Origin of the sequence: Halomonas sediminis, assembly GCF_044871105.1 — a bacterium.
In the GTDB taxonomy this organism is placed as follows: Bacteria; Pseudomonadota; Gammaproteobacteria; order Pseudomonadales; family Halomonadaceae; genus Vreelandella; species Vreelandella zhuhanensis.
The window spans coordinates 1,086,270-1,111,001 of record NZ_CP085246.1 but is presented as its reverse complement, the minus strand read 5'-3'; the positions used below and the strand labels follow the sequence as shown (position 1 = coordinate 1,111,001).

The following is a 24,732-nucleotide window of genomic DNA, read 5'->3' as shown; positions in this document are numbered from 1 at the left end:
TTGCTCTTCCGTGCCGTACTGTTCGATCAAGGCCGGCAGCGACAGGCCGGGTTGGAACTGGAAAGGGTTGCGAAAAATTCCGATAACTCATTGATAATAAAATTTTTTTAATTGAAGCTCAAGGCTGACCTGATGGCTGACTGAGGTGAGTAATCAGGAAAACTTTTTGAACTCAGAAAAAGAACTTCTGATATGTCTGGAAACGACAGCCCTTTCGGGCTGTCGTTTTTCGAGCATGCTTAGTCAGCATGTTGCGCTACGAAACCAGCGTTTCAGCCGTGACGTTGGCCGCCGGTAGCTGATTTGAACGGTGGCGGTTGATCGCACTCAACACCCCTTTCATCGAAGCGCTGGTGATACTTTCGTCTGTGCCCACGCCGAAGACCGCCTTGCCTTCGATACGCACTTCCACATAGGCGATGGCTTCGGCATCGGCGCCCTGGCCGCGAGAGTGCTCATGATAATCGATGATTTCCACGTCATGCCCGGCGGCGGCCAGCGCCTTGATGAAGGCGGCCAGCGGGCCGTTGCCTTCACCCTGCAGCGACTGACGCTCGCCATTGGACTCGATCATGGCTTCCAGGGTGACTTTGGGGCTATCCGGCTCGGATGACAGGCGATGATTGACCAATGCCATCGGACGGTCCTGCTCCAGGTACTCGTCGGCGAACGCTTGGTAAATCATCTGAGAGGTGATCTCCTTGCCGGTGCGCTCGGCGACTTCCTGCACCACCTGGCTGAACTCCATGGACAACCGGCGTGGAAGCTCGATGCCGTGCTCCTGTTCCAGCAGGTACGAGACCCCGCCTTTGCCGGATTGGCTATTGACGCGGATCACGGCTTCGTAGGAACGCCCCACATCCAGAGGATCGATGGGCAGATAGGGCACCGCCCAGATTGCCTCAGGGTCTTCACGGCGGGCGGCCATGCCTTTCTTGATCGCATCCTGGTGGGAGCCGGAAAAAGCGGTGAATACCAGATCGCCCACGTAGGGGTGGCGTGGATGCACCGGCAGCTGGTTGCAATATTCCACTTCACGCATGACCGGGGTGATATTGGAAAAATCCAGCTGGGGATGCACGCCCTGGGTGTACATATTCATCGCCAGCGTGACGATATCCACGTTACCGGTACGCTCGCCATTGGCGAACAAGGTGCCTTCAACCCGGTCGGCACCGGCCATCAAGGTCAGCTCGGCGGCGGCCACCCCGGTACCCCGGTCGTTGTGCGGGTGCACACTGACGATCAGGCTTTCGCGGTTATTGACGTGGCGGCAGAACCACTCCACCTGGTCGGCATAATTGTTGGGGGTGGCGACTTCCACGGTGGCCGGCAGATTGACGATCATGCGGTGCTCGGGCGTGGGCTGATAAGCGTCCATCACCGCTTCCACGATCTTCACCGCAAAATCCATCTCGGTGGTAGTGAAAAGCTCCGGCGAGTACTGGAACGTCCAGTTGGTTTCCGGCGCCTCGAGCATGCGCTTTCGAATCTGCCGGGTGGCGTCTACCGCAATCTCGACACATTCGGACTTGTCGACATTGAACACCACGCGACGGAACATCGGGTCGGTGGCGTTATACACATGCACGATGGCGCTCTTGGCGCCCTTGAGTGCCTCGAAAGAGCGATCGATCAGATGGGTACGTGCCTGGGTCAATACCTGAATGGTGACGTCCTCGGGGATCCGGTCTTCCTCGATCAGGGTGCGCACGAAATCGAAATCGGTCTGCGAGGCCGAAGGAAAGCCCACCTCGATCTGCTTGAAGCCGATCTTCACCAGCAAGTCGAAAAAGCGTTGCTTGCGCTCCTGGTCCATGGGGTCGATCAGCGACTGGTTGCCGTCACGCAAGTCGACACTGCACCACTGGGGCGGGGTTTCGATGCGCTTGCTCGGCCATTGACGGTCGGGCAGGTCAATGGCGACGAAGGGACGATATTTCTTGGAGGGATCAGACAACATCATGGCGGCTCTCCTGATTAAACGGTAGCGAAATAGGGCTGGGAATAGGGCTGGGAATGCGCTGGCGGCGCAGACCAAAAACGCCCCATCGCAACAATGTGCGAGGGGGCGCGAGAGTCAAACGATGAACAGCCCGAGCGGCTATTCATGCAGCAAGATCGGGAGAATCGGGTGGCACAGGTTGAAATAGTGAAAGTGATGTAAGACATTGAAAACCTCGCAACTGATAAAACAAACGACAATGCAGAAGGCATTGCCCGGCGCTTGAAGCTTCAGCGGCGGGCTAGTAGTCGTAGGTCTAGTGCGAGGCGGTTCAATGGGGTAGTCATACCCCTTAGAAAATCAGTCTGGGCGATACTTGTCAAGACTCTTTTTCTCTATCCCGACCGCCGTCTTGCACAGCCGGTGTTTTCCAGGCCGCTTCCATCCGGTCGAGCTGAGCTTGCAAGGCCCGGACATCGTCGCGTAGACCGTGCATCTCGGCCACTTCACCTTCCCCGCTTTCCAGCTCTATCTGAGCGCTCTCCTTTTGCATGACATCCAGCACAATCCCGATCATCATATTGAGGAAAATGAAAGCATTGAGAAAGATGAAAGTAAGAAAGAAGATCCAGCTGTAGGGGTAATCTTCCATTACCGGATACATCACCGCAGTGGCCCAACTCTCGAACGTCGCCACCTGAAACAGCGTAAGCATGGCTAGGGAAATATTGCCCCAAAGCTGCTCGTCCACGTCATTGAACAGGAAGCTGCCGATGGCGCCGTAGATGTAAAAAATGATGAACATCAACAGCACTACGTAGCCCATGCGGGGAATCGACTTGACCAGGGCCGCCAGCAACATGCGCAACTCAGGGATCATCGACACCAGCCTCAGCACCCGGAAAATCCGCAGCAGGCGCGCCAACAGCACCATTTCCGAATCATCCATGGGAATCAGGCTGGCGGTAACGATCAGAAAATCGAACACATTCCAGCCCTGCTTGAAAAAGCGCAGCAGGTTGGGTTCGGCGGCCATACGGATCAATATCTCGATCAGGAAAAACACCGTAACCGCGACATCCAGGTACAGCAGCCACTGCTCGAAACGCGTGGTTTCCTCGTAGGTCTTGGCGCCGATCATCAGCGCCGAAATGACGATGATCGAAATCACCCCTATCTCGAACAGCTTGTTCGAGCGCAGGCGCTCAAGGCGCCCCTGCCAACTGATGAAGGGCTCGTTTTTTGGCGCTTCGCTCACCGCTTACTCCTCCAGATCGACTTGACGATAGCCGATCAAGTACAACACTGCGTCGATTCCCAAGGTTGAAATCGCCTGCCGTGCCTGGGCACGTACCAGCGGCTTGGCGCGAAACGCAATCCCCAGCCCAGCCTTGGCCAGCATCTGAAGATCATTGGCGCCATCGCCGACAGCAATGGTCTGCTCCAGGCTGAAGCCTTCCCGGTGAGCAATTTCTTCCAGCAATACCGCCTTGCGGCTGGCATCCAGTATGGGTTCACGCACCTCACCGGTGACCTTGCCGTTCTCGATGACAAGTTCGTTGGCATGAATCTCGTCGAAACCGAGCTTTTCCTGAAGATGGCGGGCGAAATAAGTAAAACCGCCGGAGAGAATCGCGGTGCGATACCCCAGGCGCTTGAGGTGGCGCATCAAGCGTTCGACTCCATCCATGAGCGGCAGGTTCTCGGCGATATCGGCAAGCACCGACTCATCCAGGCCCTTGAGCTTACTCATGCGTTGGCGAAAACTCTGCTGGAAATCCAGCTCGCCGCGCATGGCGCGCTCGGTGATTTCCGCCACCTCATCGCCGACGCCGTGGCGCCGTGCCAACTCGTCGATCACTTCAGCCTGGATCAGGGTGGAGTCCATATCGAAACACACCAGGCGACGATGACGGCGCCAGATGGAGTCCTCCTGCAGAGCGATATCCACGCCGTGCTGAGCCCCCAGTGCCAAGGCCTTTACGCGCAGGGCATCCAGGTCGACGGCTTCGCCGCGCAGCCAGCATTCCACGCAAGCACCCAGTTCGGGGGGTTCGCCATCCAGCGGCTCCCGGCCGGAAAGCCGATGGATCAGCTCCACCGTCAAGCCGAACTCGGCAGTCAGGGCGCCTACTTCGGCCAGGATGCCGGCGGGCAGGCGTGGCGCGAGTAGCGTCAAAATCAAACGCGGCTGGCTGGCCTCACTGCTCCAGCGATAATAATCCTCGGCACTTACCGCAATCGCTTGCACATCCAGCCCCAGGGCATCCCCGGCGTCACTGAGAGCGGCTTCAAGAGCACTGTCGTGATCCAGCCCCACCAAGGCTTCCAGTGACAGCATGCCGAACGTCACGCTCTGATTGATATCCAGAAGCCGCGCACCACTGCCGGCCAGTGCCTTGCCCAACCCCGCCAGCTGGCCGGGACGCGCCATGCCGGTGGCGCGAATCAACAGACGTTTTGCCATGGGTTAGTCCCCTGCCTCAATTCGATCCACTTTCTGAAAGCCACGCGGCAGTTTACTGCCTCGCCGGCCACGTTCACCGCGATAATATGCCAGATCCACTGCTTTCAGGGTCAATTTGCGCTTGCCGGCATGCAGCACCAAGGCCGCATTCCGGGCCAGCACCGTGATATCACGCACAAATTCTTCGCGCCGCGCCGCCCTCGGCCCGGGAATATCCAGCATCTTGTTGCCCTTGCCTTTGGCCATTTGCGGCAAGTCATCCAAGGGGAACAACAGCAGACGCCCTTCGTTGGAAACCACCGCCACCCACAAGGCTCGGGCTTCGTCCTCAGCCGCGCCCTCAACCTGAGGCACCGGTACGGGTGGCAGCACATTGCACCCCTTGGGCACACTCAGCACGGCCTTGCCCGCCTTGTTCTTGCCGGTCAATGCCTCGAGTGTCGCGATAAAGCCGTAGCCACCGTCGGATGCCAGCAGGAAGCGGCTTTGCGCAGGCCCCAACATCAATCCCGTCATTTGCGCCCCGGCCGCCACATTGGCCCGGCCGGTCACCGGTTCGCCCTGGCCGCGCGCACTGGGCAGGTTATGTGCTGCCAAGGTATAGGCGCGGCCGGTGTCATCGAGCAGCACCAAGGGTTGGTTGGTCTTGCCACGAGCGACCAGGTGAAAGCGATCCCCGGCCTTGTACGAAAGCCCTTCGGGGTCGATATCATGGCCCTTGGCGGCGCGAATCCAGCCCTTTTCCGAGAGCACCACGGTGATCGGATCGGCGCCCAGCAATTCCACTTCGGAAAGCGCCTTGGAATCTTCACGTTCGACCAGCGGCGAGCGGCGAGCATCGCCATGCTCCTTGCCTGCCGCACGAATTTCCTTCTCGATCAGGTTGGTCAGTTTGGCTTCGCTGCCGAGCAAGGCGCTCAAGCGCTTGCGCTCGGTTTCCAACTCATCCTGCTCACCGCGAATCTTCATTTCCTCGAGCTTGGCGAGATGGCGCAGGCGCAGCTCCAGAATCGCTTCCGCCTGACGATCGGAAAGCGCGAATGCCTTTATCAGTTGTGCCTTGGGCTCGTCTTCTTCGCGAATGATCCGAATGACCTCGTCGAGATTGAGGTAGGCGGTCAGCAAGCCTTCCAGAAGGTGCAGGCGGTCTTCCACCTTGCCCAGCCGATGCTCGAGACGCCGACGCACCGTGCTACGGCGAAAACGCAGCCATTCTCCCAGCATGACGGGTAGCGACATGACGCTTGGTCGGCCGTCCAGCCCGATCACGTTCATGTTGACGCGAACACTCTTTTCCAGGTCGGTGGTGGCGAAGAGGTGCGCCATCAGCGCCTCGACATCCACACGATTGGAGCGCGGCTCGATCACCAGGCGAGTGGGTTCTTCGTGGGTCGATTCATCACGCAGGTCGGCCACCATGGGCAGCTTCTTGGCATTCATCTGGGCGGCGATCTGTTCCAGAATCTTGGCACCGCTGACCTGATGCGGCAGCGAGGTGATCACGATATGGCTGCCTTCGCGCACATAACGCCCGCGCAGTTTCACCGAACCACGCCCGCTTTCGTAAAGTTTTTTCAGATCGCTGGGGGGCGTGATGATTTCCGCATCGGTGGGAAAGTCCGGCGCCGGCAGGAATTCCATCAGATCCGTGGTGGTCGCCTCGGGATGGCGCAGAAGATGACAGGTCGCCTCGACCACTTCGGACACATTATGCGGCGGAATGTCGGTGGCCATGCCCACGGCGATACCGGTGCCGCCATTGAGCAACACATGCGGCAAGCGCGCCGGCAACACTACCGGCTCATTCATGGTGCCGTCGAAATTGGGCGTCCAGTCCACCGTGCCCTGGCCGAGCTCGGCCAGCAATACTTCGGCGAACCGGGAAAGCTTGGCTTCGGTATAGCGCATGGCGGCGAACGACTTGGGATCGTCCGGACTCCCCCAGTTGCCTTGGCCGTCCACCAGTGGATAGCGGTAGCTAAACGGCTGCGCCATCAACACCATGGCTTCATAGCAGGCGCTGTCACCATGGGGGTGAAACTTGCCCAGCACATCGCCCACCGTGCGCGCCGATTTCTTGTACTTGGCGCTGGCGTTCAACGCCAGCTCGCGCATGGCATAGATGATACGCCGCTGCACCGGCTTCATGCCGTCGCCGATATTGGGCAAGGCCCGATCCAGAATCACGTACATCGAATAGTCGAGGTACGCCTTTTCGGTGTAGTCACGCAGGGAAAGACGTTCGACGTCACCCTCCGCCACTTGAATATCCATTACCATGAATCGTTAGACCTCGATATCTGCCAGGTTGCCGTAGTCTTCCAGCCAGCGCTTGCGGTCGCTGGCGCGCTTCTTGGCCAGCAGCATGTCCATCATTTCCATGGTGCCGTCGCCAACTTCCTGGGTAAGTTGCACCAATCGACGGGTATCCACCGCCATGGTGGTTTCACGCAACTGCAGCGGGCTCATTTCACCCAACCCCTTGAAACGCTGGACGTTGGGCGTGCCGCGCTTTTTCTCCAGTTTCTTGAGAATCGCCGCCTTTTCGCTTTCATCCAGGGCGTAATGCACTTCTTTGCCCAGATCGATGCGATACAACGGCGGCATGGCCACGAAGACGTGACCGGCATCCACCAGGGCGGGAAAGTGGCGCACGAACAGCGCGCATAAAAGCGTGGCGATATGCAGGCCGTCGGAGTCGGCGTCCGCCAGAATACAGATCTTGTGATAACGCAGCTTTTCCAGGTCGGTGCTTCCCGGGTCGGCACCAATCGCCACGGCGATATCATGCACCTCCTGGGAGCCGTAGATGTCGTGAGTCTCGACTTCCCAGGTATTGAGTATCTTGCCGCGCAGCGGCAGGATCGCCTGAGTCTCGCGGTTACGGGCCTGCTTGGCGCTGCCGCCGGCGCTGTCGCCTTCGACCAGAAACAGCTCACCCTGGGAGGGGTCCTGGCTGGAGCAGTCCGCCAGCTTGCCGGGCAAGGCGGGTCCCGACGTGACCTTCTTGCGCGCCACTTTCTTGGCTTTTTTCTGACGCCGCTGGGCGGCATTGATCACCAGCTCGGCCAGCGCCTCGGCCTGGTCGACATGATGATTGAGCCACAGTGAAAAGGCGTCCTTGAGCACGCCGCCCACGAAGCCTGAAATAGTGCGCGACGACAACCGCTCCTTGGTCTGGCCGGCGAACTGGGGGTCGAGCATTTTCACCGAGAGCACGAACGAGGCCCGTTCCCACAGATCATCGGCGGTAAGCTTGATGCCTCGCGGCAACAGGCTGCGAAATTCGCAGAACTCGCGCAGTGCATCGAGAAGCCCGGCCCGAAAGCCGTTGACGTGGGTGCCGCCCTGGGGCGTAGGGATCAGGTTGACGTAGCTTTCGGTGAGCGGTTCGCCGCCTTCCGGCAGCCACTGGATCGCCCAGTCGACACCATGTTCATCGTCGCTGAAATGCCCGACAAAAGGCTCCGCCGGCAACACCTCATAGCCATCGGTTGCCTGGGCCAGATAGTCGCGCAAGCCATCGGCGTATTCCCAGACGGTGTCGTTGCCTTCGGCGTCACGCAGCGTGACCTTGAGGCCGGGACATAACACCGCCTTGGCGCGCAATAAATGGCGTAAGCGCGCCAGAGACACTTTGGGGCTATCGAAATAGCTCACATCCGGCCAGAAACGTACCAGGGTGCCGGTCATGCGCTTGGGAGCCTTGCCGATCAGCTCCAGCTCACGGACCTTTTCCCCGTGTTCGAAGGCAATCGCATGTCGCTCGCCGTTACGCACCACTTCCACTTCCAAGCGCGTGGAGAGCGCATTGACCACCGAGACCCCGACCCCATGCAAGCCGCCGGAGAAGCGGTAGCTGGAGGAGGAGAACTTGCCGCCGGAATGCAGCTTGGTCAAGATCAGTTCCACCCCGGAGACACCGTGCTCAGGGTGAAGATCGATCGGCATGCCGCGCCCGTTATCGCGCACCTCTACCCCACCATCCTCATGCAGCACGACATCGAGCTCTGTGGCATGACCGGCCAGGGCTTCATCGACACTGTTGTCGATGACTTCCTGCACCATGTGATTGGGCCGGGAGGTATCGGTATACATGCCGGGACGCTTGCGCACGGGCTCGAGCCCGGACAGGACTTCAATAGCGCTGGCACTGTAGGCATCGTACTGGGTCATGTAAGACGTTTCCTGAAGGGTAAATCCACTCGTGCAAACGCAGAAACGCCGGCCTGGCTACGCGCAAGCGCAACCGGGAGCACCGGCGCTCATCTCAGGCCGCACAGCATAGCGAAAAGCTGTATATACAGCCAGAGGGGGAGTCACGTCATTCGTGATCCTCGGCTGCCCAGAAGGCTTCGATCAATCCACGACTGGAGGCATCCAGGCTTTGAATATCCCCGTCATGCTCCAGGATCTTCTGGGTTTCACCGGCAATTTTCTTGCCCAGCTCCACCCCCCATTGATCGAATGGATTGATATCCCAGATCATCGCCTGCACGAACACCTTGTGTTCATACATGGCAATCAAGGCCCCTAACGTTGATGGGGTCAGCTTGTCGAGCAGCACCGTGGTGGAAGGCTGGTTGCCACGATAGCGCTTATGCTGCGGACGCGGGCCATCGTCATCAAGGGCGTCATCACCCAGCATCAGCACCCGTGACTGAGCAAAACAATTGGACAGCGCCAAGCGGTGCTGTGCCTTGAGATGCGACCGAGTGTCACGGTTTTCGACTTCATCATAACGGCGCAAGGGCGCGATGAAGTCGCACACCACTGGCTGGGTACCCTGATGCAACAGCTGGTAGAAGGCATGCTGGGCATTGGGGCCGAGCTGGCCCCATAGTACAGGGCAAGTGGAATAATTGATTGGATTTCCCTGGCGCGTGACCGACTTCCCGTTGGACTCCATTTCCAGCTGCTCGAGGTAGGCGGCGAAATACTCCAGGCGACCATCGTAAGGCAGTATCGAATGGGCCCGAATATCCAGAAAATTGACATTCCAGATTCCCGCCAGCGCCAGCAGCACCGGCATGTTGTCCGCCAGGGGTGCCTTGGCGAAGTGCTCATCCATGGCATGGGCGCCGGCCAACAACTCATGGAAATTGGCCATGCCTACCACCAGGGCGACCGGTAGCCCGATAGCCCCCCACAATGAATAACGCCCTCCCACCCAGTCCCAGAACCTGAGCTGATGAGCCGGGGCGACGCCCCATTCGCTCATTTTTTTCGGGCAGGCGGAAACACCGATAAAGTGCTGACGTACCACCAATTCCGCACTTGCCGACATGCTTCCATACCGGCCGAGGCGGTTGGTCAGCCAGTCGCGAGCGGTACTGGCGTTGGACAGGGTATCGATGGTGGTGAACGATTTCGAAGACAGCACGAAGAGCGTGGTTTCCGGGTTGAAACGACTCAGATAGTCCGCCATCTGCGAGCCATCCATGGTCGATGCGAAATGCACCTCGATCGGATGGACGTCCTCGGGACGAAAGTCTGCCAACGCATGGGTCACCATCAAGGGTCCTAGATCGGAGCCACCCACTCCCAAGTTGACCACGTCTTCAATCGGCTTGCCGGTCGCGCCGCGCCATTGCCCGGCATGTAGCCTTTCCACCAGCTCCGCCATGCGTTTCAGGCTTTCATGCACCGCCGGCACCACGTCTTCGCCGTCCACCACCAGGCTAGCATCACGGGGCAAACGCAGGGCAGTATGCAATGCTGGACGATTTTCACTGGTATTGACCCTTTTACCGCTCAAAAGCGCTTGAATCGCCCCTCGCACCCCGGCCTCTTCGGCCAAGGCCAACAAGTGTTCCAGCGTATCCTCGTCCCAGCGTTGCTTGGAAAGATCCAGCGTCAGACCTGCGACTTGCCGGGTAAAGCATTGCCAGCGGCCAGGGTCGTCGCCGAACAAGGTTTTCAGATGGACATGTTTGAGTTGGTTGGCGTGGGTACGCAGGGTTTGCCAGGCAGGCAATGTATCAGGAGTAGCGCTTGATGCTGAGGCCATGATTGTCTCCAAAGGCTTCGATCCGTGCAGCCGGGGCTTGGGGGGCGTAAAATACCTCTCCCTCAATCCAAATTCCGGCTTATCCATGAGTGATGCATCTTACCGTGACGCCATCTTTTCGACACCCCTTGACCGGGTGGCCCGCTTTTCTTTCGATGAGCAGGTAGTGGCGTGCTTCCCCGACATGATTCGCCGTTCAGTACCCGGCTACGGCCAGATACTGGGCATGTTGAGCCTAATCGCCCAGCGCCATTTGCGCCATGGCGCCCAGGTGTACGACCTGGGGTGCTCGCTGGGCGCCTCCGGCCTCGCACTCGCCGGGCAACTCAGCCCCGATGCGTTTCGCTACACGGGCCTGGACCTTTCCCCGGCGATGGTCGAACGTGCCCGGCAAACCTTCGAGACGGAATGTCCCGATCATCGCATGCAGGTAGTGGAAAGTGATATCCGTCGTTTCGACTACCAGCCCTGCGGTATGCTGATTCTCAACTTCACCCTGCAGTTCCTGCCCCCGCAGGATCGCGACGCCCTGCTTGCGCGGTTATATGACTGCCTGGAACCCGGCGGGGTCTTGCTGCTTTCGGAAAAGATCATCGACGCCGATGAACGCGATAATGCCTGGCGGGTGGAACGTTATCATGACTTCAAACGTGCCAATGGCTACAGCGACATGGAAATCAGCCAGAAGCGCACCGCCCTGGAAAACATCTTGGTGCCGGACAGCCTCGACGCTCATCATGCGCGCCTGAAAAATGCCGGTTTCACGCGCTCGTTGACCTGGTTTCAATACCTGAATTTCGCCTCGCTGATCGCCTTCAAGGAAGCCTGACGTGCCGATACCTCCCGCTCACCGCCCTCTGTACCAGGCGTTTGTCGACCAAGGCCTGGATAGCTGGCTTGCCCGGCTACCCGAGCAGCTCGCCCATGGTCTGGACCGCAAGCGTTTCGGCGACCTGCCCGCCTGGGAGAAAGCCGTGGCCAAGTTGCCCCCGCTGCCCTCGGCGCGAGAAGTCAGCCTGAACACCGATACCGTCACGGTAGAGCTTGCGCTTTCCGACAGCCGGCGCCGCCAGTGCGACAACCTGCTGCGGAAACTGGCTCCCTGGCGCAAAGGTCCTTATAGCCTGGGTGGTATCCATATCGATACCGAATGGCGTTCGGACTGGAAGTGGCAGCGTGTGGCACCCTACCTGGCACCGCTGAAACATCGCAAGGTGCTGGATGTGGGCGGCGGTAGCGGTTACCACGCCTGGCGCATGGCGGGAGAAGGCGCTGATTTCGTGCTGGTGATCGACCCCTCGCCACGCTTTTTCTGGCAGTTCCAGGCGGTGCGCCACTTTATCGGTGACGCCGACGATGGGCGCACGCATTTTCTGCCGGTGGGCATCGAGGACGTCCCCGAAAAACTGGCATTTTTCGATACGGTATTTTCCATGGGCGTGCTCTACCACCGCCCTTCCCCGCTGGAGCATTTGCAACAATTGAAAGATGCCCTGCGCCCCGGCGGCGAAATGGTGCTGGAAACTTTGGTCGTGGAAGGCGACGTCACCACGGTGCTGTTGCCCGGCGAGCGCTACGCCGCCATGCCCAACGTCTACTTTCTGCCCTCTTCCCAGGCGCTATGTCAGTGGATCGAGCGCTGTGGGTTCGACAATGTGCGCGTGGTCGACGAAGCAACGACCCGCCTGGATGAACAGCGCGCCACCGACTGGATGACGTTTCAGTCGCTTGAAGACTTTCTCGACCCGAATGACCCTAGCCGCACGCTGGAAGGTTACCCGGCACCCCGTCGCGCGGTGGTGATCGCCAACAAGCCTAGCGCCTGAGGATTACCAGCCAGCGCCCCAGGTTCATGATCCCGGCCAGCGAGGCCGCCACATAGGTGAAGGCACAGGCGGTAAGCACATGGCGCGCGCCGGGCATATCGTAAGGTGGCACGTATTCTTTCAATAATGGCAGGGCGCGGTTGAAGCTGGCGTCGAACTCCACCGGCAAGGTCACCAGGTGCACCAGCGCCGCGGTGCCGAAACTGATGACCGCCATGGCCACCACCACCAACAGGCCCCCGGGCACGCGGGTGAGCAGGAACAGAAAAGGCGCGGCCATCATCAAAAGCGCGCCGAGTTTTTCCGCCTTCTGTGCGACCTTCACCATCCGGCTGCGCGCCAGCAACGGTGGGTAGCCCCGGTGATGCTGAATGGCATGCCCCACCTCATGGGCGGCCACCGTCACCGCCGTCAAGGAACGCCCATGATAGATATCCCGGGAAAGCCGCACACGGCGCGCTTCAGGGTCGTAGTGGTCACCATCTTCGGTCAGCTCGACCTTGACCTCATCGATGCCCAGACGGCGCAAGAGATGATCGGCAAGCTCGGCGCCGGTCCCCGGATAATCATCGCGCCCGCGGGTATGGCGCTTGAGCACCCATTTGGCCCAATAGTTGGGCAGGAAAAACAACAGCAACACGATACCTAGCAATACCACGACCATCTCATTACTCCCGCGCCGCATACGATTCCGGTAATGTCTCCCAGCTTACAAGAAAACGGCAAGCCCAGCGTCAACCACTGCGCCTTCATGTCACAGGCCGCCTTGCACCAATGGCGATGGGGTCGGCGGTTGCGCTATCATCGACCGCAGTCACTGCGCCCATTGGAGCTTATCTGCGTCAACTACCTCGCCCTAAAGAGGGTGTCGCGAAAGGGATAAAGCCGTAAAATGATTTCTCTTTTGCCTGAGAGCTTACCGTGACGACCGCATGTATGCCCACGCCTGATGACAGGCAGTTTTCGCTTTTTCAGGTGTCGCCTGCTTCGTCCACCCCATCCTCTCGCGTCACGGCAACCTCGTCGGGACGACGCTTTCTGCACGGTGATGCCACGGCGATCTTCCTGGGCATGACACCGCTTGAAGAGCATCTGAGGCAGGCCGGAATTCGCGCTCCTTTTGTGGTGGCCGACCTATTGGATGCCCAAGACTGGACACCCTTCGAGGATCGCTATGCCGCCACAGGACGTGCACCCTATGCGCCACGCGCGATGATGGGGCTGATTCTCTATGGGATAATGCACGGGGTCTCATCACTGCGGGCGCTGGAACGGCTGGCACGTGTCGACTTGGGATGCATGTGGGTGACCGGAGGCATCGCTCCCGATCATGCCAATATCGGGCGTTTTATCTGCCTGCATGAACAGGCCTTGGCGCAGGAGTTTTTCGAAGCGCTGACACGTACCGTTCTGGCCAGGACGGCGACATCCACCGCATGCCTGGCGGGTGACGGGACTGTGATCGAAGCTGCCTGCTCTCACTATCGTCTGCTCAGGGAGGAGGCGGTACGCACCCGGGTCAGTGACGCCCTGACACGCCATCAACAGACCCCTCTAGAGCAACAGGACGAGACCCGGCAGCAGCTGGATAGAGCGCACGCCTGTGAACAGGTTCTTGATGCGAGGATCGCGGCACGACGGCGCCATGGCAAGCGTACCGATACGGTTCGTGTCAGCCTGACGGAGCCAGAGGCCGCCATGCAGCGACAGAAGCGTGGACGCGGCTTTGCGCCGGCTTATACGCCCTCCGTCCTGGCCAATGAGGCACGGATCATCGTGGCACACGCCGTTGATCCCACGAGCGAGACGCGCGTGGTCGGTGAGCTGATCGATCAGAGCGAGCGCGTGGAACCCAAGACCCCACGCGAGCTTCTGCTGGATGCCGGCTATTTTGATGATGGCGTTATTAACGCGACACTGGCTCGTGATGTCAGCCTGCTTTGCCCGCCCAGGCCCAGTACCACTGACAAAGCGAAGGGCCTGTATCATAAAAACCTGTTCACTTACGATGCCGAACAGGATGTTTACTACTGTCCAGCGGGGCAGCGGCTTCAGCTCATCAGTCATACGCGAGCCTCGGCACGCTCGCGTGAGCAGTCGGTTTATGCCTGTGTCACCTGCGCGGACTGTCCGCAACGGATCGCTTGTACCCGTTCAGTCCGGGGGCGCCGAATCAGACGTTACCCGGAGGACGAGGCACGCCTGGCACTGCAACAGATCATGACCCACCCGGGTGCCCAGGCGGTATTCCGGCAGCGAAAGGCCATGGTCGAGCCAGTTTTTTCAGCGCTACGTCAGCAACAGGGACTGTCTCGCTTCCGGCGCCGTGGGCTGGCGGGTGTCAAACGCGAGTTTGCTTTGCATGCCCTGGCTTACAACCTGGCTCGCGCTGTAGCGCTGAGCCTTTATCATCGTCTCTGGGATCGGTTGTGGAGATGCCTGGGATTATCTTACCTAGCAACAAAGGAAATGATCGCGGCTGCCAGGGTGTGAGTGATGATGTCGTCCAGCCTTCGACGTCGCTGAGCATCGGTTTAGTTATGAGTCGTTAGGAGATTTGCGACAACCTCTGAAGGGCGAGGCTTGTGACAACAAGCCCGGTTGACCAGGGAAAGCGGTAGCCAACCCGCTACGTTTGCAATAGGTCGTCAAGACCCACCGCCGAATGCTTCGCTCAGTTCGGCGCTCTGGAAGGTCAGGATCACGCTGGTGAAAGGTAAAGCGCCGAAGGTTCTGATCGCTACCACAAGGTAGGAGCCGGTTGCAGACATTCCCGAGGGGAGACAGGTTGGAAGACCTGCGTCACCAGGCCCGTAAGGGCAATGTTTAGGAGGAGATCGCATGGCGGTTTTCGTATTGGGAAAGAACAAGCAGCCGTTGATGCCGTGTAGCGAAAAACGCGCACGGCTGCTGCTGGAGCGCGGACGGGCGGCGGTGGTGAACCTGACGCCTTTCGTGATCCGCCTGCGTGATCGGTGCCTGAGTAACTGCACCTTGCAGCCAACCCTGCTGGCTGCCGATCCGGGCAGCAAGGAAGCCGGGCTGGCGCTGATGCGGCTGGAAAACAACGCAACGGAAGAAAAGGCACCGGCAACCCGCCATGTGCTTTGCCTGTTTCAGTTGGTGCATCGGGGCTTCCAGATTCGCCAAGCCTTGGAGCAACGTGCCGGTTTTCGGCGTCGGCGTCGCAGCAAGAACCTGCGCCATCGCAAGCCACGCTTCGACAACCGGACGCGCAAGAAGGGCTGGCTGCCGCCCAGCTTGCAACACCGGGTCGATACCACCATGGCTTGGGTGGACAAGCTGTGCCGTTGGGCACCGGTCACGCACCTGAGCATGGAGCTGGTGCGATTCGATATGCAGAAGATGGAAAACCCCGAGATTTCCGGCGTCGAGTACCAGCAAGGCACGCTCCTGGGCTATGAGGTGCGCGAATACCTCCTGGAAAAATGGGGCCGGGAATGCACCTACTGCGGCACCGGTGATACACCCCTGGAAATCGAGCATGTGGTAGCGAAATCTCGGGACGGCTCTAGCCGTGTGAGCAACCTGACCGTCGCCTGTCACGACTGCAATATCGCTAAGGATAATCAGTCGCTTGCCGACTTCTTTGCCACCGACAAGGGGTTGAAGCGCCGCCTGAAAGCCAATGGCCTGTCGGCGGAAATGCGCTTGGCTCGGGTGCAGCGCCAGCTCAAATTACCGCTGCGGGATGCCACCGCTGTCAATGCCACCCGCTGGGCACTGTTCGGTGCAATGAAGTCCACTGGCCTACCCGTCGCCGTGGGCAGCGGCGGTCGCACCAAGTACAACCGTCAGCGCCTGGGTATTCCCAAAACCCATGCGCTGGATGCGGCCTGTGTCGGCAAGTTCGATACCCTGAAAGGCTGGCGGGTACCCACCCAGGTCATCAAGGCCATGGGGCGCGGCAGCTACAAGCGCACCCGGCTCGACAAGTACGGCTTTCCGCGTGGCTACCTGATGCGCCAAAAGCAAGTGAAGGGCTTTCAGACCGGCGATAGGGTCAGGGCAATTGTCCCGACCGGCAAGAAGACCGGCAGCCACACGGGGCGCGTGGCGATTCGCAAGACCGGCAGTTTCAATATTCAAACCGAACAAGGCGCGGTCCAGGGTATCTCCTGGCGCTACTGCACCCTGCTGCAACGCGGTGATGGCTACGGCTACCACCAGATACCCACGGCTCAACACTAAAGGAGGCGCGGACAGGGAACCCCGAGTCGTGCGGCGCACGACGCGCTATCCCTACCGGCGCTAAAGCAACCGGGTTTCCCGCGCAAAACGATGAAGATGATCGAACTTAAAAAGCTCCTGCTGGGCCTTAGCCTATTGCTGGTAACCACCACTTCCGCCAGCGCCGAATTGCGGGTGGCGGTAGCCGCCAATTTTCTCGGCACCATGCAGGAACTTGCTCGGCACTACCGGGCGCATAGTGGGCAAAGCTTGATACTGAGCTCCGGCTCCTCCGGGGCTTTTTATACTCAGATTCACCATGGCGCACCGTTTGATGTGTTCTTCTCGGCCGATAGCCGGCGCCCGGAACGGCTGGTCGCCGATAGCCTGGCGCTGGAGGCATCGCGTTTCACCTATGCTGTCGGCGTGCCGGTGCTATGGTCATCCAACTCACAGAGAGTAGACAGCAACGGCACGGTATTGTCACAGGGAGATTATCGTCATCTGAGTATCGCCGAGCCACGCAATGCCCCCTATGGGGCCGCCGCGCAACAAGTACTTCAAGAAGTCGGAGTATGGGAGACACTGACGCAAGAGGGGCGTTTGATTCGCGCTCAGTCCATCGGCCAGGCCTACAGCCAGGTCGCCTCGGGTGCGGCGCCGCTGGGCTTCGTGGCACTTTCGCAGGTCAAAGCCGAGGATGGCAGCATTCCCGGCTCCTACTGGGTTCCCCCCGCGGAACTTTACGCCCCTATCATCCAACAGGCGGTGATTCTCACCGAAACCCAAGACCTTCAAGCTGCCCAACGTTTCTTGAGCTGGATGCGTGCCCCCCAGGCAACGGCGATCATCGAAGCCGCCGGTTACAGCGTCCCCCATTAGAACAGGAGCCAAGCCATGCTCTCGCCCCAGGATGCCGGCGCACTGTGGGTCACCTTCAAACTCGCCCTGACCAGTACCCTTATTCTGCTGATACTCTGTACCCCCCTGGCCTGGTGGCTGGCCCATACCCGCTGGCGTGGCAAGACATTGATCGAAGCGCTGGTCATGTTGCCACTGGTGCTGCCGCCCACCGTGCTGGGCTTTTACCTGCTGATATTGCTCGGCCCTCGCGGCTGGGTCGGCGGCACCCTGGAATCGCTGGGGTTCAACCATCTGGCGTTCAGTTTCAGCGGCTTGGTCATCGGCTCGATGATCTATTCGCTGCCCTTCGTCATGCAGCCACTGACCGCGGCTTTTCAGGCGACCAGCGGGCGCATGCTGGAAGTGGCGGCGACGTTGCGCGCCTCACCGCTGGACCGATTCTTCAGCGTGGCAATGCCGCTGGCACGCCGCGGCTTTTTAACCGCAGCGGTGCTTTCCTTCGCGCATACGCTGGGGGAATTTGGGGTCATCATCATGCTCGGGGGTAACATTCCCGGCCGCACCCAAGTCGCCTCAATCGCCATCTACGACCATGTGGAAGCCATGGATTACGCTTCCGCCCATACCTTGTCACTGATTCTGGTCGTGTTGTCGTTCGCCTTGCTGGTGACGGTGTACGGGCTCAACCGCAAATTCAAGGTAGTGGGAATAGGCTGATGAGGCGGGAGATGCAAAACGAAACAACCCAAACAGAGCTGCTGACCCAAACAGAGCTGCAAGCGCGGTTTTACGTTGAGCACGGCGACTTCACCCTGGATGTGGAATTCTCAATTCCCTCATGCGGGGTCACCGCGCTGTTCGGCCGCTCCGGCTCGGGCAAGACGACGATACTCCGCTGCCTGGCGGGGCTAGAGCGCCTGGACGGCAGCCGGCTACGGCTCGGCGATGAAGTATGGCAGGATGCCGAGCGTTTCGTGCCCGTGCATCAGCGTGCCCTGGGCTATGTCTTTCAAGAGGCGAGCCTGTTTCCTCACCTGAGCGTACGCGGCAATCTGCTTTACGGCTACCAGCGTGTCGCCACTGCCGAGCGCAGCGTCACCTTCGCTGAAACGGTAGCCCTGCTGGGGCTTGAAAACCTGCTGGAGCGTTATCCGGACAAGCTCTCCGGAGGCCAGCGACAGCGGGTTTCCATCGGTCGCGCGCTACTGACCAGCCCCCGCCTGCTGCTGATGGATGAGCCGTTGGCCGCCCTGGACGACACCAGCAAGGCGGAAATACTGCCTTGGCTCGAGCGGTTGCATGAGTCCCTGTCGATACCCCTGGTCTACGTCAGCCATTCCATCGATGAGGTCGCCCGGCTGGCCGACCATATGCTGCTATTGGAAAACGGACGCGTTCTGGCCCAAGGACCGCTGCAGGAAATGCTTACCCGTCCCGACTTGCCGCTAGCCCGCAGCGGCAATGCTTCCACCGTGCTCAATGCCACCCTGGTCGATCAGGATGCACAGCATCATTTAAGCGTACTGGAATGTGGCGGCGAGCGACTGCTGGTCTCGCGACAAAACGCTTCGCCGGGACAACGCCTGCGCGTACGGGTGACAGCCCGGGACGTCGCCATCGCGCTCAGGCCACCGGCGGGTTCCAGTGTCTCCAATTGCCTGGCGGCACAAGTGGAATCGATAAGCGATGACCCCCAACCCTGTCATGTGCTGGTGGGCCTGGCTTTCGGTGACCAGAAACTGATCGCGCGCATCGCCCGTCACGCCCATGAACAGCTGAGGTTAACGCCGGGCATGCCCGTCTACGCTCTGGTGAACATTGCGCTTTCCTGCAGCGAAGCATCCTGGCGGTCCAGTGGCCCGTCCCACGCGCCAAACTGCCAACACCGGGAGCTCAGCGCCCCTGACCCCCTAGCATCCTACTGATTCAGCAATCCAGCTTCCTTTCTTGGGCTACATCCTCGCGCACGGTTTGCAACCCATAGATGGAAATATTCCCCTTTGTATAGGCATGCTCGGCCATCAGGCTGCTGTCATCGGTCACCACCCATTCGCAGGCCGTATGGCTCAGTTGCTCTTGCAGCTTTTGAATGGTGCGCTCGCGGCTGGACTTGTTATCCACCCGCCGGATATAGATTGCCTTGATACGGTCGGGATAAGCCCTGAGGATATCAGCATAGATTTCCGGATCATGCTGGCCGCTGTCGCCTATCAGAATGCAAGGCATGTCTTCAAATAGCGCCAGCATATGCTTGATGACATCACGCTTGTGATCTTCGGCGCGGCGCGGCCAGGGATGGCGCAAGGTAAGGCCCCATTCCCGCAGAAACAGGATAGGGCCTACCGGGATACGATTGAGCTGAAAGAAGGTTTCCAGCACTTCGTAGATCGCCCAAGGCCCGCGCGAAACGTAGAGAATCGGGCGTTCGCTATGCCCGCTGGCACCCCGATGAAGCGCCTGATAAAGCGAAGCCACGCCGGGAAATGCCGTGCGACGGTGAGGTTTTTCGACAAACAGGCGGTACAACATGCGGAATTTCTCCGCCACACCGGTAAACATCACCGTATCGTCGATATCGCTGATCACTAACAGATCCGTTGCCGGAGGCGGCACATACACTTCCCCCTGGGTTCTTACCGGGTGCTCATCAGCGGCGGAGACATGCACCTCGGCATAGTGCCAGGAAACCTCCAGAGAGAGAGGAATGGTCAACGGAATGTGGGCATTGAAGTAACCATCGCGGTCCGTGATTACCCTCACCCGATTATCACCTAAACAGATCTCGACACTGGCATCAGATAAGCCACGCCGCGCGATACGCCGCACCACATCCGCCGTGTCGCGCAGCATACCCCGCCGTGGAATCATGCGTCCCAAGGACGCCTGATGAAACACGCGGCCCATCAGGAAGGCCTGTTTTTGAGACCCATACCCCCGATAGGGGTTTACCATCATTCCGCCTCGCCCGCTATCGCGCTTCACGGGCTTGGCAAGTACACGGATGATTCGCTGGACGAAACTCACGCCATGACGAAATAATTTCTTCAAGCGTGCTTTTCCATCTCTGCGCCCTGCTCGAGCGATTCAATCAACTTGGCATTGAAGTCCTCCAAATCCTTTGGGGTACGGCTGGTCACCAAGCCGTTGTCGACCACCACGGATTCATCGACCCAATTTGCGCCGGCATTCCTGAGATCCTGGCTTACGGAAGATACCGAGGTCATACGCCGCCCTTCGACCAGGCCCGCGTTGATCAATATCCAGGGTGCATGGCAGATGGCCGCGACCGGTTTGCCTTGCTCGAAGAAACCGCGCGCGAAGGCCAAGGCTTTTTCGTCCAGCCGCAAGGTATCCGGATTGAACAGCCCACCGGGCAACACCAAGGCGTGATAATCGGACGGCTGGGCATCATCAAGAGCCTTGTCGACCTGATAGACATCACCCCAATCGGTCTTTGCCCAGGCACGAATTCCTTGCTTTTTCGGGCTAACGACATCCACCTCAACGCCTTCTTTCTGCAGTGCCGCACGCGGACTGCTCAATTCCGCTTCCTCGAAACCATCGGTACCCAGGATGGCCACACGCTTTCCTTGTAGAGACTGAGACATTCGAGACTCCTTCTTTTGAGCAATTTTGGGTATTTCGCCTAAAGAAGTGTGAATCATGATAGCCCGACGTCAAGCCGTGAATTTTACCCTAGCGCTTCAGGATGTTGCTTATATCCTTGGCTTCCCAGTGGGGAAAATGCTTGCGTACCAATGCATTGAGATCGGATTCAAATGCTGCCCAATCGGTTTGATGCTGAGCTTTCTGACGGCTTTCGGCAACACCGCGAATCATGCCCGCCCCCACCGTGACATTACTCAAACGGTCGATCACGATAAAGCTCCCGGTACCCGGGCTGGTGCGGTAGTCATCCACCGGAATCGCGGCGGTAAGCTCGACCTGGCAGCGCGCAATCGCATTAAGCTCCAGCCGCTCGGCCGGATGCTTCTCCAAGCTGTTGACATCGATCTGGTAATCGATATTGGAGATTTCACCGGATAGATCACGCGTGGCCAGTTTGAAATCAAACAGCTTGCCTGGTGTCAGCGCCTGCTCATGCATCCAGACGATATCCGCCGCGAACAGATTGGAAAGCGGCACTTCGGCATCCACTGCCACCAGCCAGTCGCCCCGTGAAATATCGATTTCATCGGTCAAGGTCACGGTGATCGCCTGACCCGGATAGGCGGCTTTCAAGTCGCCATCGAAGGTGACGATACGCTCGACCGTCGAGCTCTTGCCCGAGGGCAGCGCCTTGACTGCCTGACCCGGATGCAGCACACCGGCGGCAAGGGTGCCGCAGTAGCCACGAAAATCCAGGTTGGGACGATTGACATACTGCACCGGCAAACGAATGTCGCTCAGGTTCTGGTCGCGTTCGATCTCGACGCTTTCCAGCAACTCGAGCAATGCCGGGCCGGGGCTGCCATTGTGCTGGTACCAGGGCATCCGCTCGCTCACGTTGACCACGTTGTCGCCTTCCAGCGCCGACATGGGCACAAAGTGAATATCGGGTGCCTTGAGGTTGGTAGCGAACTGGCGATACTCGGCCTTGATTTCCTCGAAACGTGCTTCGGAGAACCCCACCAAGTCCATCTTGTTGATCGCGATCACCAAGTGCTGGATCCCTAGCAGATCGGCAATAAAGCTATGCCGACGGGTCTGTGTCTGCACGCCATAACGGGCATCGATCAGAATGATTGCTAGGCTGGCCGTCGAGGCGCCGGTCGCCATATTGCGGGTGTACTGCTCATGCCCAGGCGTGTCGGCGATGATGAACTTGCGCTTGTCGGTGGAGAAAAAGCGATACGCCACATCGATGGTGATGCCTTGCTCACGCTCTGACTGCAGGCCATCGACCAGCAGCGCCAGGTCCACGGTATCCCCAGTGGTGCCGCTGGTTTTTGAGGCTTGGGTGATGGCGGCAAGCTGATCTTCGAAGATCATCTTGGAATCGTGGAGCAGCCGACCGATCAGGGTCGATTTACCGTCATCCACACTGCCGCACGTGATGAAGCGCAGCAGGTCCTTGTTCTCATGCTCATGCAGATATTGCTCGATATTATCGGCGATCAAGGTTGACTGATGTGACATTAGAAATAGCCCTCCCGCTTTTTCTTCTCCATCGACCCGGCCTGATCGTGATCGATGGCACGGCCGCTGCGCTCACTGGTGCGGGTCAGCAGCATTTCCTGGATGATTTCGGGCAAGGTGGCAGCATGCGATTCCACCGCGCCGGTCAAGGGGTAACAGCCCAGGGTCCTGAAGCGCACCCATTTGTCTTCGGGCACCTCGCCGGGCTCAAGCGGCATGCGTTCGTCGTCGACCATGATCTGCATGCCGTCCCGCTCGACAATCGGGCGGGGGGCGGCGTAGTAAAGCGGCACGATGGGAATCTGCTCGAGATAGATGTACTGCCAGATATCCAGCTCGGTCCAGTTGGAAAGCGGGAAGACGCGAATCGATTCGCCCTTGTTGATCTTGGCGTTGTAAACGTTCCACAGTTCCGGGCGCTGATTCTTGGGGTCCCAGCGATGGTATTTGTCACGAAACGAATAGACACGTTCCTTGGCCCGCGAGGCTTCCTCGTCGCGTCGCGCGCCACCAAAGGCGGCATCGAAACCGTGCTTGTCCAGCGCCTGCTTGAGCGCCGAGGTCTTCATGACGTCAGTGTACTTGGCGCTACCATGATCGAAAGGATTGATATTGGCGGCACGCCCTTCTTCGTTGGTATGCACGATCAATTCCATGCCCGCTTGCGACGCCATGCGGTTGCGAAACTCGATCATTTCGCGGAACTTCCAGGTGGTATCGATATGCATCAGGGGGAAAGGAGGAGTTCCCGGGTAGAACGCCTTGCGCGCCAGATGCAGCATCACCGAGGAGTCCTTGCCGATGGAATACATCATCACCGGATTGCGAAACTCGGCGGCCACTTCACGAATGATATGGATCGACTCGGCTTCCAACTGCTTGAGATGGGTCTGACGCTCGGCACCGATTTCGAAAGGCGCCTTTGGCGCCCCACGCTGGGCCGTGGTCGATAAAGTAGAAAACTGGCTCATGGCCCGGCTACCTCGCAGGACAAATATCAAATGGTATTGTCGATTTAATCTGCGTAGGGTAACGCCGAGCCAATCATAACCCAAAAGAATTAATAACTATCTTTTTAGACTTTTAAAATCTAACAACCTGAAAGCTCATATATCGACACGCTCGACCCATGTCAGCCAATCGCCATCATGCAGGTCCACTATTCGGTAGCCAGGGCGTGCGGCCTGGTCGAGGGCGAAGTCCTTGGCCCCGGCAAGAAACTGATCGGCAGTGGCCGGACAACCATAGACGCCCACAGGGTTGTGATTCAGCACCTGATAGTGGGCAAAGGCTTGATGAGCATGACCGAACAAGACCAGTTTGACTTGCGGGTAAGCCGATAGCATCTGCCAGAACACTTCACGGTCCTGCAAACCAATGCGGTCCATCCAGGCACTTCCCACCGCGACCGGGGGATGATGCAGCACCACCAAAGTGGGCCGGGCGTCCTGCTCGAGACATTCGGCAAAGGCGGCCAGACGCTCCGGCCCCAGTTCACCTTCTTCCCGGCCTTCCACACGCGTATCGAGCAGCACCATATGCCAATGTTCAAGGTCCACGTCATCGTGCAGGGGATGTACCGCTTTCATCAATTCCGGTTGATCATGATTGCCCGGCAACCAGAACCATGGGCAAGGCAAGGCGGACAGGGTTTCCTTGGCCAAGATGTAAGAGGCAGAAGTCGCGTCCTGGCTGACATCGCCACTTACCACCACTACAGCGGGGCGCTCGGCGATCACCGACTCGATCACGGTGCGAAACTGGCGCCACGGCAGGCCTGCACGCGAGCGCCCTTGGGGGTCGGCATGCAGATGGGCATCCGTGATCTGAATCAAACGCATCAACGCATCTCCGGCAAATCGAGACTGCGTCCATGCGCCAGGGCGTGAGCCAGCCATTCGCCGAGAAAACGGTTAAGCTGCAGCTTCTCGTCCGGTTGATGCATGCGGGAATTGGGGTAGCGGTAACGGCCATGAAAATGGCGTTCACGCTGAAAGTGTGTCACTTCCGCCATGCGCGCATCATGATAAAGGTGCACGCGCATACGCTGCGCTTCGATCATCTCGTCCAGTGGCCCGGACTGAGAGACATTCAGCACGGTGGTATAGGGGGCTTGTTCCTGTACGTGCAGATGTAGTGAGCCGAACTCGCGTCCTGAGGCGCCGCCCAGCGCAATCTCACGATGCTGACCGGCTTCCATGTCGCCCAGCAGGCGCAATAAACGCAAATAGTTGGCGCTACATTCTCCCTGCAGGGATCTCAAGTCGGTGACATAGGCATGTCTTGCCAT

General features: G+C 59.1%; 20 protein-coding genes. 7 read left to right on the top strand and 13 right to left on the bottom strand.

From position 1 onward, the window contains the following. Positions 1-256: 256 nt before the first annotated feature. The 6 genes from leuA to pgi form a co-directional block, all read right to left on the bottom strand. Entirely contained in the window at positions 257-1,966 is a 1,710-nt protein-coding gene (gene leuA, locus LG290_RS05410) for a 2-isopropylmalate synthase (RefSeq protein ID WP_499836561.1), read from the bottom strand. A gap of 358 nt (positions 1,967-2,324) precedes the next feature. Next, positions 2,325-3,203 carry an ion transporter gene (locus LG290_RS05405; RefSeq protein ID WP_499836560.1) on the bottom strand — a complete coding sequence of 293 codons (879 nt, stop codon included), beginning with the start codon at positions 3,201-3,203 and terminating at the stop codon, positions 2,325-2,327. Between the two features lie 3 nt (positions 3,204-3,206). After that, the gene (gene serB, locus LG290_RS05400; RefSeq protein ID WP_499836558.1) at positions 3,207-4,412 is read right to left on the bottom strand and encodes a phosphoserine phosphatase SerB; all 1,206 of its coding nucleotides are present in this window, start codon (positions 4,410-4,412) and stop codon (positions 3,207-3,209) included. Between the two features lie 3 nt (positions 4,413-4,415). Beyond that, positions 4,416-6,692 carry a DNA topoisomerase IV subunit A gene (gene parC / locus LG290_RS05395; protein WP_499836557.1) on the bottom strand — a complete coding sequence of 759 codons (2,277 nt, stop codon included), beginning with the start codon at positions 6,690-6,692 and terminating at the stop codon, positions 4,416-4,418. 6 nt (positions 6,693-6,698) lie between these two features. Next, positions 6,699-8,588, bottom strand: coding sequence for a DNA topoisomerase IV subunit B (gene parE, locus LG290_RS05390; protein ID WP_499836555.1), 1,890 nt, complete (start codon positions 8,586-8,588; stop codon positions 6,699-6,701). Positions 8,589-8,736: 148 nt separating this feature from the next. After that, entirely contained in the window at positions 8,737-10,422 is a 1,686-nt protein-coding gene (gene pgi, locus LG290_RS05385) for a glucose-6-phosphate isomerase (protein ID WP_499836554.1), read from the bottom strand. An 85-nt stretch (positions 10,423-10,507) separates the two neighbouring features. Here pgi and cmoA point away from each other — a divergent pair, with 85 nt between their 5' ends. Together cmoA and cmoB are read left to right on the top strand one after the other, a co-directional pair. Beyond that, positions 10,508-11,251 carry a carboxy-S-adenosyl-L-methionine synthase CmoA gene (cmoA, locus tag LG290_RS05380; protein ID WP_499836552.1) on the top strand — a complete coding sequence of 248 codons (744 nt, stop codon included), beginning with the start codon at positions 10,508-10,510 and terminating at the stop codon, positions 11,249-11,251. A 1-nt stretch (position 11,252) separates the two neighbouring features. Further along, positions 11,253-12,248 (top strand): tRNA 5-methoxyuridine(34)/uridine 5-oxyacetic acid(34) synthase CmoB, encoded by a 996-nt coding sequence (gene cmoB / locus LG290_RS05375; protein WP_499836550.1) that lies wholly within the window; start codon positions 11,253-11,255, stop codon positions 12,246-12,248. Here cmoB and LG290_RS05370 read toward each other — a convergent pair. Beyond that, the gene (locus LG290_RS05370; protein ID WP_499836548.1) at positions 12,238-12,912 is read right to left on the bottom strand and encodes a zinc metallopeptidase; all 675 of its coding nucleotides are present in this window, start codon (positions 12,910-12,912) and stop codon (positions 12,238-12,240) included. The two genes, cmoB and LG290_RS05370, sit on opposite strands and share 11 nt — an antisense overlap. Before the next feature lie 272 nt (positions 12,913-13,184). On the opposite strand from LG290_RS05370, the gene LG290_RS05365 reads away from it, so the two are divergent. The 5 genes from LG290_RS05365 to modC all read left to right on the top strand — a co-directional run bounded on the left by LG290_RS05365 (position 13,185) and on the right by modC (position 19,228). Then, positions 13,185-14,741, top strand: coding sequence for an IS1182 family transposase (locus tag LG290_RS05365; RefSeq protein ID WP_499834726.1), 1,557 nt, complete (start codon positions 13,185-13,187; stop codon positions 14,739-14,741). Between the two features lie 348 nt (positions 14,742-15,089). Continuing rightward, positions 15,090-16,460 (top strand): RNA-guided endonuclease IscB, encoded by a 1,371-nt coding sequence (iscB, locus tag LG290_RS05360; protein ID WP_499836546.1) that lies wholly within the window; start codon positions 15,090-15,092, stop codon positions 16,458-16,460. A gap of 96 nt (positions 16,461-16,556) precedes the next feature. Continuing rightward, complete coding sequence (modA, locus tag LG290_RS05355; RefSeq protein WP_499836545.1) at positions 16,557-17,321, top strand: molybdate ABC transporter substrate-binding protein; 765 nt, start codon at positions 16,557-16,559, stop codon at positions 17,319-17,321. 15 nt (positions 17,322-17,336) lie between these two features. Then, complete coding sequence (gene modB / locus LG290_RS05350; RefSeq protein WP_499836544.1) at positions 17,337-18,020, top strand: molybdate ABC transporter permease subunit; 684 nt, start codon at positions 17,337-17,339, stop codon at positions 18,018-18,020. A gap of 11 nt (positions 18,021-18,031) precedes the next feature. Further along, on the top strand, positions 18,032-19,228 hold the full coding sequence (gene modC, locus LG290_RS05345; RefSeq protein ID WP_499836543.1) for a molybdenum ABC transporter ATP-binding protein: 1,197 nt from the start codon (positions 18,032-18,034) through the stop codon (positions 19,226-19,228). Position 19,229: 1 nt separating this feature from the next. On the opposite strand, the gene LG290_RS05340 is transcribed toward modC, so the two are convergent. From LG290_RS05340 to LG290_RS05315, 6 genes are all read right to left on the bottom strand, one after another. Then, positions 19,230-20,258: an App1 family protein phosphatidate phosphatase gene (locus LG290_RS05340; RefSeq protein WP_499837037.1), complete on the bottom strand. Its 1,029-nt coding sequence runs from the start codon at positions 20,256-20,258 to the stop codon at positions 19,230-19,232. 89 nt (positions 20,259-20,347) lie between these two features. Beyond that, positions 20,348-20,911: a type 1 glutamine amidotransferase domain-containing protein gene (locus tag LG290_RS05335; protein WP_499836542.1), complete on the bottom strand. Its 564-nt coding sequence runs from the start codon at positions 20,909-20,911 to the stop codon at positions 20,348-20,350. A gap of 88 nt (positions 20,912-20,999) precedes the next feature. Continuing rightward, a complete protein-coding gene (gene cysN / locus LG290_RS05330) occupies positions 21,000-22,442 on the bottom strand; it encodes a sulfate adenylyltransferase subunit CysN (RefSeq protein ID WP_499836541.1) in 1,443 nt (480 codons plus the stop codon). Beyond that, the gene (cysD, locus tag LG290_RS05325) at positions 22,442-23,413 is read right to left on the bottom strand and encodes a sulfate adenylyltransferase subunit CysD (RefSeq protein WP_499836540.1); all 972 of its coding nucleotides are present in this window, start codon (positions 23,411-23,413) and stop codon (positions 22,442-22,444) included. The genes cysN and cysD overlap by 1 nt, the downstream gene beginning before the upstream one ends. 135 nt (positions 23,414-23,548) lie before the next feature. Continuing rightward, positions 23,549-24,283, bottom strand: coding sequence for a metallophosphoesterase (locus LG290_RS05320; protein WP_499836539.1), 735 nt, complete (start codon positions 24,281-24,283; stop codon positions 23,549-23,551). After that, the gene (locus LG290_RS05315) at positions 24,283-24,732 is read right to left on the bottom strand and encodes a DUF1249 domain-containing protein (protein ID WP_160417131.1); all 450 of its coding nucleotides are present in this window, start codon (positions 24,730-24,732) and stop codon (positions 24,283-24,285) included. The genes LG290_RS05320 and LG290_RS05315 overlap by 1 nt, the downstream gene beginning before the upstream one ends.